This is a genomic window from Paenibacillus sp. FSL R5-0486 (genome assembly GCF_037975155.1).
Lineage (GTDB): Bacteria > Bacillota > Bacilli > Paenibacillales > Paenibacillaceae > Paenibacillus > Paenibacillus amylolyticus.
The window spans coordinates 4,607,135-4,622,347 of sequence record NZ_CP150237.1 but is presented as its reverse complement, the minus strand read 5'-3'; the positions used below and the strand labels follow the sequence as shown (position 1 = coordinate 4,622,347).

Below are 15,213 nucleotides of genomic sequence, written 5' to 3'. Positions count from 1 at the left end.
GTCAAATGAAACCCTTGAATGATCTGACATTGGAGCAAAAGGTAGGACAATTGTTGATGTGTGGATTTCACAGTCAGCACGCAGATGAACAGATTACTCGTTTAATCCGTGACTATCACGTCGGGGGTGTCATTTATTTCCGGCGTAATGTCGAAAGTGTAGATCAATTGACACGGCTATCCGCCGAACTGCAAGAGATGGCTGCTGAAGCAGGGGCTCTACCACTCATGATTTCGGTGGACCAGGAAGGTGGCATGGTTGCACGGATTGACCAAGAGGGAATGACCCAAGTGCCGGGTAATATGGCGCTTGGTGCGACAGGCAATGCGGAATATACTCTGGAGTGTGCTCAAATTCTGGGTCGTGAGTTAAAAAGCATCGGTATTGATATGAACCTTGCACCAGTGGTCGACGTGAATAACAACCCGCTTAACCCGGTTATCGGTGTGCGTTCGTATGGTGAACATGCTGAAAGTGTGGCCGCTCATGGCGTAGCAGCCATCACCGGATATCAATCACAGGGCATAGCTGCTACTGCCAAACATTTTCCGGGACACGGAGATACAGCCGTAGATTCTCATCTTGGTATGGTTACGGTACCTCATGATCGAAACAGGCTGGAACAGATGGAGTTGTTACCGTTCCGCAAGGCGATTGAGGCCGGAGTTGATGCTATTATGACAGCTCATGTGATGTTCCCTTCGATTGAGCCCGAGCCCATTCCGGCTACGTTGTCACATAAGGTGTTAACGGGTCTGCTACGTGAGGAAATGGGTTTTGAAGGCATTATTATTACAGACTGTCTTGAAATGCATGCAATATCCAAGCCATATGGGGTAGCTGAAGCTGCCGTTCGTGCTGTGGAAGCAGGAGCAGATCTGATTCTGGTGAGTCATACCTTGCAAGATCAGGTTGCTGCGCTGGAAGCCATTGTGGAAGGAGTTCGAACGGGGCGCATTTCGGAAGAGGTTATTCATCAGGCGGTTGAACGCATTATGACATGGAAAAAAAAGCGCTGTGGGCAGCAGAATGATCATCTGGTTTCGCCGAAAGCGAGTGAAACGGTCGAAGCAACCGATGTCGAACCTGTTGATTGCACTAAACCCACTGAGCCCAACGAATTGACGTTGTTCAAGATTGCTTCAAGCAGTATTACCATCGTTCATAATGATGGGCTGTTGCCGTTGGACCCAGAGAAGGGCGTATATGTCATCTGGCCTGAGGTTGTGCAACGGACAGAGGTGGATGAACCATGGTCCCATACAGAATCGTTGGGTATGGCGTTATCGCAGCTGCGAGGCAGAGTTCGTGAGCACAAAATTACAACGCAGCCCACTTATGATGAAACAGATCGGATATTGGCTGATGTGTCAGATAGTGAACAAGTTATCGTATGTACGTACACATCGGCAGGTCATCTTCCGAAAGGGCAACAGTTTTTGGTTGAAAAGCTTAGTAAAAATCATTCGCTGATTGTAATTGCTCTACGCAATCCATATGATCTGCTGGAGATCTCGAGGCCGGGTAGTTATGTATGTACATATGAGAATACACCTGCAGTTGTTCGGGTACTGTCCCATGTGTTAACCGGTGGACTGCAACCAACAGGAAGTCTACCTGTCCGTTTGCGCTAGACCTATTTAATCCTTACATCTCTCTGCGATATGGTGCTAATTGACCATCTCCTGGAGAGATTTTTTTGTTGGAATTCTCTATTGGTTAATTTTGGGATATGAATGCCAAAAAGATAATTGATAGATAACTATTTTCATAGTATTTTCCTTCTATTAAAAGTTTACAATTCTCCTCTTAACTTTTTAGCAACTTTTCCCGGTTCCAAGCGTCTAATAATATGACTTTTTGAGGGGGATATTTATAAAATGGGAGCAGAAGGAGCCAAAGACAAAGAATGAATTTGAAGAAGAAATTGTCCATACTTACCGCTTTTGCTGTGTTTCAGGCGTTTGCAGTGATTCCTGCCAATGCACAATCAGCAGATCAGAGCGATACTACATCAGTGAATACAGCCAAAGTTAAATCCGTGGAGGTTGTGAAGAAAGAACAGACCATCGCGGAATCCGAAGTGAAATCCGGAACAAACACTCCAACATCAAATAATGAAACAACTGAAGAAGTGAACCCTCCTGAGACAGATGTTCCTACAGGAACAGACGCGACTCCTGTTGAGCCGGTAATTGAACCTATGGACGAAGAAGGTACAGCTGAGGAAACACCAGCACCTGCACCAGTAGAAGTGGAGCAACCATCTGCAGGCGGTTCATCTGTTGCTGGAGGCCGGGGTGGAGACCTCACTCTTTATATGAACAGTAATAAAATGATGCAAGATGGCAAAACATATCTTGCTGGACAGCCGATGGCTGTAAAAAATGGTGTATCCTATGTAGCGATCCGTGCTCTCGTTGATCGGGTTGGCTATGATGTCAAATATGATAACACAACTAAAGAAACGATCATTATTAGTGGTGAAGATGAGCTGCGTTTCAAAACAAACAGCAAGATCTATACCGTTAATGGTGTGTCCAGAACGATGAAAGGCGCGGCTTATCAACAAAAAAATACGTTCATGGTGCCGTTGACTTCAATTACACAGGCTCTGGACATTACGTATAAAGTAAATCAATCTGCCAAAACGGTTGTATTGAATCTGAGTACCAAACCGGTGGCAAGCTTCACGGTACAAAAAGAGGTTTTTGCCGGAGACCAGGTAACCTACACAACCAGATCCAGCTCTCCCAAGGGACTCAGCATTGTAGATGAGCGTTGGACAGGCCGTCAGGATTCATTCGACCAACCAGGTGTATACACAGTAACCTATGCGGTCCAGGATTCAAGTGGTCAATGGAGCGATCCGTATTCGGTTACGATTAAGGTTGAAAGACCGAATCTGCCACCTGTCGCAATGTTTACGACAGATAAAGAAGAATACAAAATGGGTGAGAAAATCACTTATATTGATCAAAGCACAGATGATGAGAATGCAATTGTAAAAACCGAATGGGATAACAATGCACTTGCATTCTTTGTTCCAGGACCGAAGACCGTAACGATTACAGTTACCGATAAACATGGTGCTAGCGATAGCTATACCAAGATGATCAATATTACGGGAGAAACACTTTATAGTGTGACTGACTTTAATCAATTGTTCACACCAGTCGGTGAGAAGTTCACTTTTGACGGTGGTGGAGTACCGGCATTGGAGAAAATACCTTTCACTTATTATGATGAACCAAGTCTGCTGATCCGCAGTAACAGCCCGGAAACCGTGAATACGGAAGGCATTGTGTACAAGGAATCTTCCTTTGGACAGACACGCTTCATGATTCACCATGTGAACAACACGGGCAAAAGCGTGAAAATGTATGTTGTAGCGACAAACAACAACGCATACACGGCGTCCATTGACCAGCAAAACATGGGCTTTGCAGGACCGTCTCCTTTTGCAACGGTAGCTGGAAAGCTGTCCATTGACCGTTGGTTCCAATCCATGCAGAATGGTACCGGACAAAAGAAAGTGTACATCCAGCCAGGAGAAAGCAAGCTGATTCTTAATGATCTGAGCGTTCTTCCGATGAAACAGGGACAAGTCATTTCCTTGTATTCGGATGTATTCAGTGACTATGAACTGGATTACAACATTATCATGATTGAAGAAAACAAGGACCCGATGGAAGTGTTGTCGAGCCTGCCGGTTCTGGATCGTGATGGAGTTCACAACCGTGGTACCTATCCAAATGCAACACGGATCATTACGTATGATCAAGAAGTAGGGTCGAAACCTGCACGTCTTCCACTTGGAGACAATGCAAGTGATCCAAATCTTGTGGGAACGGACCCTATGGCTTTCACTGAAGCGTCCAACGCAGGTAACTTTGGTGTATTGTACAAAATTACATTGAATAATGTTGCTCCGCGCACTTTGATTTCATTCAACCCTCGTGGAGGCAGATATTCAGGTGTGGCACTCGTGAATGGACAGGTCGTTCAGATTTCCACAGGTAAATCTGTAACTGCACCTAATGAGCAAAGCGTTATGTATCGCACAGGTTCGTACGGCGAGAGTGTAACCATTCTCTTCTCGGCGGCACCAGGAAGTAACTTGCCTGTTAACCTGCTGTTCACGCCGCTTCCGGCTGAAAAGTAATAACATGAACATGCACGGACGGTTTGGAGTGAAAGCTTATATCATATATACCCGTTCACCCCAAAAGTCGCCCGAACGATTGATCATCTGAACCGTCAGGAAGGGACTCCATCAAAATGTACTGTCATTAGCTCAAGCTAGACTAATGGCAATGCATGTGCATGGAGTCCTTTTTATGTGATGTTGGAATGACCTAACCCGGTGTCTTCGTTGACTCTAATCGTAATTTGATGCATTATTAGAGGTATACAAGAAAGCAAAAGTTTTTGCTTTTGCCGAATAAACTGTCGCTCTATGAATGATGCAAAATGCTCGTATGACAGGAGGTGCTTTAGATCATGCTGTCGACAGAACAGATTATTTCAACCATGTCCTCACAGGGGCTTCGCATTACCGATCAGCGGAAAACACTGGCCCGGTTATTTGCTGAGTCTCCCGGGTATCTTACACCCAAGGACGTCTATGAATATATGGGTAAGACATACAGCGGACTGAGTTTTGACACAGTATATCGGAATTTGCGGGTAATGCAGGAACTGGGTGTACTGGAACAGGTCATCTTCGAAGATGGCGTTAAATTCAAAGCGCACTGTAGTGAAGATCATCATCACCATCATATGATCTGTCTGAAGTGTCAGAAGACATATCCTATTATTTTTTGCCCGATGCAGCTTGCAGATGCGCCTGAGCAATTTCAGGTTGTAGACCACAAGTTCGAGGTATTTGGATATTGTAAGGACTGTGCAGAGCATGCTCCGGCCAAAGCGGCATCGGGACACACGCACGCTCATGGGAAGCACTGACCATGAAGTTATCGCGCAGAATTGCTCAGGCACCCATTCGGGTGTACCGCAACTATATCTCTCCATTAACACCGCCAACATGTCGGTTCTATCCGAGCTGTTCGGCTTACGCCATGGAGGCGATTGAAGTGCACGGTGCGCTCAAAGGTTCGTTGTTAACAGCGAAACGTATTGCCAAATGTCACCCGTTTCATCCAGGCGGTGTAGATCTGGTGCCACAAAAGGCGGAGAAATCCATGATGGTATCAGAGTAACATGTTGCCTGAAGTATTCGGGTGGTATGGAAGCAGGCCAGGATTGAACTTGAGTATGCTGTCCACTTGACAAAGGGGTCCGCATTTCAGTATATTTTTCCTATATGATTTCCAGTGAAGGGATAAGTACAGACACACCCCCAGTGCAGAGAGCCGGATGAGCTGAGAACCGGTCTGGGAGGAGGATGGAATATGGTCCCGGAGGAACCTCTTTCGAGCGTGCAGACAGTGATTTCAGAGCTGCTGTCGTAAGGCTGAGGCGTGATCCAGCGTTAATGGGCGGTCGAAGGACCGACAGAGCCTGTGTTTTGTGAAAAACATGGGGAATTTGGGTGGTAACACGTGAGAGCAACTCTCGTCCCATAGGGGCGGGAGTTTTTTGTGTTCTTTTTTAGTTGTTTTGGACGAAGGGATCACATGAAGCAGGAACATTTGAAGGAGGAGAAGTCATTCATGGCTGACCAAAAAACATTTTATCTGACAACCCCGATTTATTATCCGAGTGACAAATTGCATATTGGGCATGCGTATACAACTGTAGCGGGAGATGCGATGGTTCGTTACAAGCGTCTACGCGGTTACGATGCTCATTATCTGACAGGAACCGATGAACATGGCCAGAAGATTGAGCGCAAGGCACAAGAGAAAGGACAGACACCGCAAGCTTTTATCGACGATATCGTTGTGGGGATCAAGGAACTGTGGAACAAGTTGGACATTTCCAATGACGACTTTATCCGTACAACCGAAGAACGTCACAAAACCATTGTTCAGGATATCTTTGACCGTTTGCTGAAACAGGGAGATATCTACAAAGGTGAGTACGAAGGCTGGTACAGCATTCCGGATGAGACGTATTACACGGAGACTCAACTGGTGGATGTAGAGAAGAATGAGAATGGTGAGATTATCTCGGCCAAGAGCCCGGATAGCGGACACCCGGTTGAATTGGTCAAAGAAGAATCTTACTTCTTCCGTATGAGCAAATATGCAGATCGTTTGTTGAAATATTATGAAGAGAACCCGGGCTTTATTCAGCCGGAATCCCGTAAGAACGAGATGATCAACAACTTCATCAAGCCAGGTCTTGAAGATTTGGCCGTATCGCGGACTACATTTGAATGGGGCGTCAAAGTTAAAGGTGATCCAAAACACGTGGTTTATGTGTGGATTGATGCGTTGTCCAACTATATTACAGCACTGGGCTACGGTTCATCCGATGCATCCCTGTATAACAAGTTCTGGCCTGCGGATGTACATCTGGTAGGGAAAGAAATTGTTCGTTTCCATACGATCTACTGGCCAATTATGTTGATGGCGCTGGACTTGCCTTTGCCGAAGAAAGTGTTTGCACATGGCTGGTTGTTGATGAAGGATGGCAAGATGTCCAAATCAAAAGGCAATGTCGTTGATCCGGTTACCCTGATTGACCGTTACGGTCTCGATGCACTGCGTTATTACCTGCTACGTGAAGTACCGTTTGGTTCCGATGGTACGTTTACACCGGAGAGCTTCGTAGAGCGTGTTAACTCCGACCTCGCAAACGATCTGGGTAACCTGTTGAACCGTACCGTTGCCATGGTAGACAAATATTTTGAAGGCAAAGCCCCTGCGTTTGCTTCAAATGTAACGGAATTTGATGCTTCGCTGGAAGAAGCAGGCCATGCTACAGTGGAAAAAGTGGAACAGGCGATGGAAAACCTGCAGTTTTCCGTAGCACTGACAGCGATCAGCCAGTTTGTCAGCCGCACCAACAAATATATTGATGAGACGCAGCCATGGGCGCTGGCTCGTGATGAAGCAAAACGCGATGAATTGGCATCCGTTATGGCTCACCTGATCGAAAGCTTGCGAATTGCTTCGATTCTGTTGCAACCGTTCCTGACACGTGCTCCTCATAAAATCTGGGCACAGCTCGGCATTCAGGAAGGTGAACTTACGGCTTGGGATACAGCCAAGCAATGGGGTCTGGTTCCAACTGGAAACGCATTGCAAAAAGGTGATCCAATCTTCCCGCGTTTGGATTCCGAACAGGAAATTGCTTATATCTCCGAAGCAATGACTGGTGGCCAAAAAGCAGCACAGCCTGAAGCAAGTCAAGCAGATGCTGGAGCTTCAGCACCTGTTGAACCGGTAACCGCACCTGAAGGTACGGAAGAGATCGGTATTGACGATTTTGCCAAAGTTGAACTGCGTGTCGCGCAAGTCATTGCCTGCGAACCGGTTAAAAAAGCAGATAAGTTGCTGAAATTGCAGCTTGATCTGGGTTATGAGCAGCGCCAGGTCGTATCTGGAATTGCGAAGTTCTATTCGCCAGAAGAGATGGTTGGACGCAAAGTCATCTGTGTGACCAACCTCAAACCGGTGAAACTTCGTGGTGAACTGTCTCAGGGTATGATCCTTGCAGCATCCCATGGCGACCAGCTTACACTGGCTACAGTGCCAGACAACATGCCTAATGGCGCACAAGTGAAATAAGAATTGAGTTATGAAATTGATTCAAAGTCTGTCATAAAAATGACACAAGGTGGCCCGATATAATTCGGGTCCCTTTTTTTTGTTGATATAATTCGTATCTGACGGGAAGAGAACGAGCATATACTGTTATGAACTCCGTACTTCAGGAAAGAATGAATAGGACGGGATAGCTTGACAAGTAGGTTCAGGTTACCTATAATTCTTTCAGTAATGTTTACGATTAAGAGATGCGGAGTGAATCATAATGATATTTTATAAAGTGCAACATCAAGCTCAGGATAACCGGATAGGGAAGACGAGCAAAAGAGGCAACATGAAGTTACTGTGGACGGGTTTGCTTATTCTCACTTTGCTGGTATTGTCAGCTTGTGGGCAGGATAGTTCCAATAGTGCGAAGATTGTGGAAGGCAAGGTAAACGTTGTGACGACATTTTATCCTGTATATGCTTTTACGACTGCAATCGGTGGTGAGGATGCCAATGTTATTAACCTGCTGCCAACGGGAGTAGAGCCACATGACTGGACTCCGAAGAGTCAGGATATTGTTAATACGTCCAAGGCACAGCTGTTTCTCTATAATGGAGCTGGACTGGAAGGATGGGTGCCAAATTTCCTGAAGTCGCTGAATAGCGATACACAGGTGAAGTCTGTTGCCGTTAGCGAAGGGGTTAAACTGTTAACTGCTGAGGGTGATGATGGGCACGGTCACGGTGAAGAGCACGAAGACGAGCATGCAGATGAACATACAGATGAGGCTACCAGTGAAGATGTCGCTGATCATCATATTGATCCACATACGTGGGTTAGTCCGAAATCAGCCATGATCATGGCTGAAAACATCAAAAATAGTCTGGTTGAGGCAGACCCTGATCACAAAGCAGGTTACGAACAACGTTATGAAGAGCTTCGTAAGAAGCTTGAGACGCTGGATCAGCGTTTTACAGATGAATTGGCTAACGTACCAAACAACGAAATTGTAGTCTCGCACCAAGCGTTTGGCTACCTTGCACGTGATTATGGATTAACCCAGCATGCCATTATGGGACTTTCCCCGGATGCTGAACCGACAGGACAGGATATTGTGAAGCTTGCGAAACTGGTTAAAGATGAGGGCATTAAATACATTTTCTTCGAAGAGCTGGTATCTGACAAATTGGCGAAAACACTGGCAAGTGAAGCAGGAGTGGAGACCATGGTCCTTAATCCGGTTGAGGGATTGACCAAGGAGCAGGCAACAAACGGGGATGATTATTTCACCCTCATGGAGAAAAATTTGCAAAATCTGCTGATCGCATTAAAATAAGATATAATGAAGAATTCAGATCGAAGAGTCTTTACCGTTCACGGTGAAGGCTCTTAGGACGCTATGGGATTCTTATATATAATGAAGGGCGGCTTTGCCATGCAGCAAATCATGCCACTATGTCATGATCCAATTATAGAGATCGAGAAACTATCATTTTCCTACGGGGACCAGCGAGTGATTGAGAATCTCGATTTTATGGCCCAGGAACGGGACTTTGTCGGGATTATCGGTTCCAATGGGGCGGGTAAAACGACATTGCTGCGCATGCTGGTAGGACTTCTTCCTCCTGCGCAGGGAGATATCAAACTATTCGGACAGTCGATCCGCAGGTTCAAGGACTGGGACCGAATCGGGTATGTGCCTCAAAAGAATGCATTTAACCCGTTGTTTCCTGCGACCGTTCGTGAAGTGGTCATGTCCGGCTTGTATAATAACAAAAACATGTTCCGTCGTATGTCTCGCAAATGTCAGCAACAGTGCACGGATGCGATGCAGGTCATGCGGATCGAGGATCTGGCGAACAAACGTATTGGTCAATTGTCCGGCGGACAGCAGCAGCGTGTATTTTTGGCACGAGCGCTTATCAATCACCCTGATCTGTTGATTCTGGATGAACCTACCGTAGGCATTGATGCTGAATCACAGGCCAGTTTCTTTGAACTGATTACGCATATGCATGAACATCACCGAATGACTTTTCTAATGGTGTCTCATGATATGGATCGGATGGAGAGTTATCTGGGTTCTGAAGCTGTGGTAACGAATGGCAAAATTAATTTTCATGTCCGTCATTCGCATGAGGTACAGGATTGTGCTGAGACCAATCTGCAACATACCACTGCACAGGTACGCTAGCCGTATTTATGGTCCATTAGATTAGAGTAAGGCCGAAGGAGTCGTGTTTGTTTTGGAAATATTAATGAGTGATTTTTTTCAGCGTGCCCTGGCGGGTGGATTGTTAATTGGCATTACCGCTCCGTTAATCGGACTGTTCCTGGTCTTGCGGCGGTTATCCATGATCGGAGACACCTTGTCTCATGTGACCATTGCCGGTGTTGCACTTGGATTCCTGATTGAAGTGTATCCCATTGCGGTGGGCTTGATATTTGCCGTGCTTGCTTCATTTGCGATAGAGAAATTGCGCAAAGCGTACAAGAGTTACGCCGAATTATCGATTGCCATTATCATGTCCGGTGGCGTGGCTCTTGCTTCCTTGTTCTTTACGCTGGGCAAAGGATATAATGCAGATGTCATGAGTTATTTGTTCGGCAGTATATATACATTAGACGCTACGGATCTGAAGCTCGTAGGTGTGGTTACGCTTATCGTGGTGATTGTAGTGGCATTGTTACATAAGGAATTTTTCCTGCTCAGCTTTGAGGAAGATGCGGCAGCGGTTACAGGGTTGCCTGTGAGAATTCTGAACATGTTAATCACTGTGATGACAGCACTTGTCATAAGCACGGCGATCAAGATTGTCGGTGCGCTTCTGGTGTCAGCACTATTGACGATTCCGGTAGCAGTCAGCCTGTTGATGGCCCGAAGTTTCAAATCCGCCATTATTTTGTCCGTGGTGATTGGCGAAATTGCCGTAGTCCTTGGACTGGTTGTAGCAGGTATCTGGAACCTCGCACCTGGAGCAACGATTGTATTATTGCTGATCATGATGCTGATTCTGACGATGATTGGAAAAAAAGGGTTCCGAGCCTGACGGCTAAACGAACAAGCACGAGAGCCCGGGGAAGGGAGACATCCGCTTCATGCCTGATGTTAATGTATGGATGGCTTTTGTAGCAGGTTTGGTCTCATTTATATCACCATGTTGTCTTCCGTTGTACCCATCATACCTCTCCTACATTACAGGTATGACGGTGCAACAATTGAAGGATGACCGCAATCAGCGAGAAGTCCGTTTTAAGACGATGACGCACACGCTGGCGTTTATTTTAGGCTTCTCGGCTGTATTTTATTCGCTTGGCCTGGGTGCTGGACTGTTTGGCCAATTTTTCAATGATAACCGAGAACTGATTCGGCAATTGTCTGCGATTTTGATTATGCTTATGGGGTTATTTTTGCTTGGTGTGTTCAAGCCACAGTTTCTGATGAAGGAACGCAAGCTGGATATGAAATGGAAACCAGCAGGCTATCTGGGCTCTTTTATATTTGGCATCGGTTTCTCAGCAGGCTGGTCGCCGTGTATTGGTCCCATTCTGGCAACAATCATTGCTATGGCTGCAAGTGAGCCCACAACTTGGCTGGCGTTGATTACAGGTTATACGGCAGGGTTTGCCATACCGTTTTTCATTTTGGCCTTTTTCATCGGTTCGACACGCTGGATCTTACGGTATTCCAATGTCATGATGAAAGTCGGGGGAGCATTAATGTTGTTCCTTGGGGTATTGCTTTTTACAGATCAGATGACGAAGATTACGATCTGGTTGCAGCAGATTACACCAGACTGGATGATCATTTAAACGGATGAACTGAATTTGAATTTAAAAATGCACGACAAAGCAGGCTACATGTTACCAGAGTCAATCTGGGTCATGTAACCTGCTTTTTAATCGTTTGTTAGGAATGTTTTTAACTGCATATGATTTTGGGCAATCCTGTTGTTCGTTTAGGTGAAGTAATCAATATTGGCTAGTGGGAAATGTTCAAAGATCCGTTCCGTAATGAATTCGCGCAGCGCATCTTGCTGGTCATCCTTATACACATACTTGTACTGACCCCAGCGGCCCCATTTCATCTTACGTTTCTCAATATCCATCTCCAACTTGGTTTTAGGATAACGTTTCTCGATGGTTGCTTTGGCCGTTTTGGTAAAACGGTGCTGGATCATCTCAAAGGTAAGATCCTTGGTTGCTTCTTCTGGAAGCGTATCTGCCAGCTTCTGCAACAGATCCGAGTATCCTTCTTCCCAGCCTTCATACCACATGATCGGAGCGATAATGAAGCCCAGGGGGTAACCGGCGTGTGCAATTTTACCAGCAGCTTCAATGCGTTCCTCAAATCTGGAGGTAGCCGGTTCAAAGTTTTTGATGACATAATCCGAATTGACACTAAACCGGATACGGGTGTGGCCGTTATGTTTAAGGTTCAGCAACGGATCAACGTGATGATATTTGGTTACGAAGCGCAAGCGCCCATATTCTTCTTCCGCCATAAAACGGATCAAGTCACTTAAATTCTCCGTGATATGCTCGAGTCCTACGGGATCAGACGTACAGGCAGCTTCAAATCGTGTGATTTCTGGCGCGCGTTCTTCAATGTATCCTTTTGCAGCCTGAATGATCTCCTCGGTATTAACATAGACACGGACATAAGGTTTCGCACCAAGTGTAGTTTGAAGATAACAATAATGGCAGTGCCCCATACAGCCTGTAGAGATGGGAATGGCATATTCCGCTGAAGGTTTCGACTGGTCGAACTTAAGTGTTTTGCGTACACCAACGACCAGAGTACGCTTTGCCATCCGATACTTTTCTTGTTCGGTTTCACCGGGCAGGTTTGTGATTCGGTTATGGGATGTGGTCATTTGATAAGGGATGTTTTTGGATGTGACCCATTCCATAATCCGTTTGCCTTTATCATATTCCAGCGCACCGGGTTCAAAATACACCAAATCGGGAATAAAGGGTTTAGTACCTTTTGCTTTACGAACTGGCGGTGAGGCTACACTTGTACTCACGAAATCACTCCTTTCGTTGCGGAACTTTGCTTAGTTTGCCTCGTTTGGGGAGAAGTCACGCCTGCCAATTACTTGTGTAACAGCGCGCTCCGAACTGTGCAGGACTTGCCAATGCGTATTGATAACATGTATCATTATAAGATAGGGACCAGGCACGAATAGGGGCCGGTCAGAGAGAAAAGAGGGAAGCAGATGCCAACGCCCAGTATGGAAGATTATTTGGAGCGTATATACAAATTAATTGATGAAAAGGGCTATGCTCGTGTGTCTGATATAGCTGAAGGACTGGAAGTACATCCTTCATCGGTGACGAAGATGATCCAAAAGCTGGACAAAGACGAGTATCTGATCTATGAAAAGTACCGCGGACTGGTGCTTACGCCAAAAGGCAAAAAGATGGGCAAACGTTTGATGGAGCGCCATCATCTGCTTGAACAATTTTTGACAACGATTGGTGTTCAGGAACAAAATATCTACAATGATGTTGAAGGCATTGAACATCATCTGAGCTGGGACTCCATTACATGCATCGAGTCCTTGGTTGAATACTTCCGTCAGGATGAGAGCCGGTTGCGTGACCTTAAAAACCTTCAGGATGTCATGAGTAATACAGAATCTTAAGTTTCAGCAGTGGAATACACATGGTGATATACAACGAATCGTATCCCGTGATTCAAAGGATGCTTCTTGCCGTTTCAATGGCAGGAAGCATTTTTTTGTGTGCAATCACACCATAATTTGGTGATTTTCGCAACTAAACGAACGGTAGGAGCGTCTATTAAACTAGTAGAATTTACCGCAAATTTATAATGATTTTGGAGGACTGCACTAATGAACGTTCGTAAAGGATTGATGCTGCTGCTCATTTTTGTACTTGGATTACAGACAGCAGGTATGACGGCACAAGCGGCCGGGCAGAAGGAAATCGCTATTTTTCTAGACGGCAACCGTTTGGAATCGGATGTATCACCCTACATCTTGCCCAAAGTAAATGTAACGATGGTGCCTCTGCGTGTTATTAGCGAAGGACTGGGTGCGTCTGTTCTATGGTCTCAAGCTACTCGTACCGTGACCATTAAGAAATCCGATTCGGTCATCTCTATGACGAGCGGACGCCAGCAGGCGACGGTGGATAACGCTGTAGTTGGTCTGGATGCATCGGTCGAATTGAAACAGGGTCGGGTCATGGTACCCATTCGATTCGTCAGTGAGAACCTGGGCATTCGAGTGAACTGGAATCAGGCTACCCAGACCATTGATCTGTACACAGGAGACGAATCAGTCCCAACTCCTGAACCAACTCCGGTAACCCCAGCGGAGCCTGGAGGCACGGGCACTGTACCAGCTTCTGAAGAGATGCGGGGAGCCTGGATTTCCACTGTGAATGGAGACTGGCCTACATCTGGTGCCAAGGGAAATGTAGAGAAGCAAAAACAGGAGTATACGAAACAGCTAGATACGTTGCAAGGTATGGGCATTAATGCCGTATTTGTCCAAGTGAGAGCCAATGGGGATGCCATCTATCCTTCAGGTCTGGTACCTTGGAACAGCGTATTGACAGGAACACAAGGTAAAGATCCAGGTTATGATCCCCTCGCGTTTATGGTTGAGGAAGCACACAAACGGGGCCTGGAGTTCCACGCCTGGTTTAATCCGTTTAGAGCAACGAACTCAGCAAGTACATCAAACTTGGCTGCAAACCATATCTCGAAGCTTCATCCCGACTGGATTGTGAATGCATCCGGCAAAATGTACATTAACCCGGGTATCCCGGAAGCCAGACAGCATATTATCGATACGATCATGGAAGTGGTCAATCAGTATGATATTGATGGTGTACATCTGGATGATTATTTCTATCCGTCCAATGTGAGTTTTAATGATGATGCAGCTTTCAAAACTTACAACACATTAAATACTAAAGACCGTGCTGAATGGCGTCGGGACAATATCAATCAGTTCGTTAAGCAGCTCGGGCAGAGCATTCACAGCGTGAAAGCTAACGTTGAATATGGAATTAGTCCATTTGGTGTATGGCGTAATAAATCCGTTGATCTGACAGGCTCTGATACCAAAGCAGGAGTAACCGCGTATGACAGCATGAATGCAGATGTGCGGACATGGATTAATCAGGAGTGGATTGACTATGTTGCCCCTCAGGTATATTGGAGTATGACATTGAACGTAGCCCGATACGACAAAGTCGTGGACTGGTGGGCGAATGAAGTGGCTAACACAAATGTAAAATTGTATATCGGTCACTCTCCTTATAAGTTAGGTACGCCAGAGATTGGCTGGCAGACATCACAGGAGATCATCGATCAGCTGAACTACAACAAGAAGTATGGTTCGGTCAAAGGGGATATTTTCTTTAGTTCACAGTACTTGACGAAGAACCCTCTCGGCTTGATTGCCAAATTAAAAGCCTACTATGGTCTATAAAACATTTTAACAATACAGTGATAAGACAAACCCTTGTTCTCATAGAGTGGCAGTAGAAACGTGGCTGCCTGGAG

Annotated in this window: 12 protein-coding genes; 11 read left to right on the top strand and 1 reads right to left on the bottom strand. The window is 45.9% G+C overall.

Translation table 11 applies throughout. From position 1 onward, the window contains the following. Window positions 1-5: 5 nt before the first annotated feature. The 9 genes from nagZ to MKY01_RS20550 all read left to right on the top strand — a co-directional run bounded on the left by nagZ (window position 6) and on the right by MKY01_RS20550 (window position 11,480). A complete protein-coding gene (nagZ, locus tag MKY01_RS20590) occupies window positions 6-1,634 on the top strand; it encodes a beta-N-acetylhexosaminidase (RefSeq protein WP_339283326.1) in 1,629 nt (542 codons plus the stop codon). A 275-nt stretch (window positions 1,635-1,909) separates the two neighbouring features. After that, complete coding sequence (locus MKY01_RS20585) at window positions 1,910-4,165, top strand: stalk domain-containing protein (RefSeq protein WP_339283324.1); 2,256 nt, start codon at window positions 1,910-1,912, stop codon at window positions 4,163-4,165. A gap of 338 nt (window positions 4,166-4,503) precedes the next feature. Then, window positions 4,504-4,968, top strand: a complete 465-nt coding sequence (locus MKY01_RS20580; protein WP_017687564.1) for a Fur family transcriptional regulator — start codon at window positions 4,504-4,506, stop codon at window positions 4,966-4,968. Between the two features lie 2 nt (window positions 4,969-4,970). Further along, the gene (yidD, locus tag MKY01_RS20575) at window positions 4,971-5,222 is read left to right on the top strand and encodes a membrane protein insertion efficiency factor YidD (protein WP_339283321.1); all 252 of its coding nucleotides are present in this window, start codon (window positions 4,971-4,973) and stop codon (window positions 5,220-5,222) included. A gap of 417 nt (window positions 5,223-5,639) precedes the next feature. After that, complete coding sequence (gene metG, locus MKY01_RS20570; protein ID WP_084650513.1) at window positions 5,640-7,700, top strand: methionine--tRNA ligase; 2,061 nt, start codon at window positions 5,640-5,642, stop codon at window positions 7,698-7,700. A 313-nt stretch (window positions 7,701-8,013) separates the two neighbouring features. After that, on the top strand, window positions 8,014-9,003 hold the full coding sequence (locus tag MKY01_RS20565) for a zinc ABC transporter substrate-binding protein (RefSeq protein ID WP_339287220.1): 990 nt from the start codon (window positions 8,014-8,016) through the stop codon (window positions 9,001-9,003). 99 nt (window positions 9,004-9,102) lie between these two features. Then, complete coding sequence (locus MKY01_RS20560) at window positions 9,103-9,861, top strand: metal ABC transporter ATP-binding protein (RefSeq protein ID WP_036614907.1); 759 nt, start codon at window positions 9,103-9,105, stop codon at window positions 9,859-9,861. Between the two features lie 52 nt (window positions 9,862-9,913). Continuing rightward, the gene (locus tag MKY01_RS20555; RefSeq protein ID WP_017687569.1) at window positions 9,914-10,717 is read left to right on the top strand and encodes a metal ABC transporter permease; all 804 of its coding nucleotides are present in this window, start codon (window positions 9,914-9,916) and stop codon (window positions 10,715-10,717) included. Window positions 10,718-10,766: 49 nt separating this feature from the next. Continuing rightward, window positions 10,767-11,480, top strand: coding sequence for a cytochrome c biogenesis protein CcdA (locus MKY01_RS20550; protein ID WP_017687570.1), 714 nt, complete (start codon window positions 10,767-10,769; stop codon window positions 11,478-11,480). A gap of 146 nt (window positions 11,481-11,626) precedes the next feature. On the opposite strand, the gene splB is transcribed toward MKY01_RS20550, so the two are convergent. Then, complete coding sequence (gene splB / locus MKY01_RS20545; protein ID WP_076327968.1) at window positions 11,627-12,697, bottom strand: spore photoproduct lyase; 1,071 nt, start codon at window positions 12,695-12,697, stop codon at window positions 11,627-11,629. A 192-nt stretch (window positions 12,698-12,889) separates the two neighbouring features. On the opposite strand from splB, the gene mntR reads away from it, so the two are divergent. Together mntR and MKY01_RS20535 are read left to right on the top strand one after the other, a co-directional pair. Then, window positions 12,890-13,318 carry a transcriptional regulator MntR gene (mntR, locus tag MKY01_RS20540; protein ID WP_036614415.1) on the top strand — a complete coding sequence of 143 codons (429 nt, stop codon included), beginning with the start codon at window positions 12,890-12,892 and terminating at the stop codon, window positions 13,316-13,318. Window positions 13,319-13,528: 210 nt separating this feature from the next. Then, window positions 13,529-15,139: a family 10 glycosylhydrolase gene (locus MKY01_RS20535; RefSeq protein ID WP_339283319.1), complete on the top strand. Its 1,611-nt coding sequence runs from the start codon at window positions 13,529-13,531 to the stop codon at window positions 15,137-15,139. Window positions 15,140-15,213: the final 74 nt, after the last annotated feature.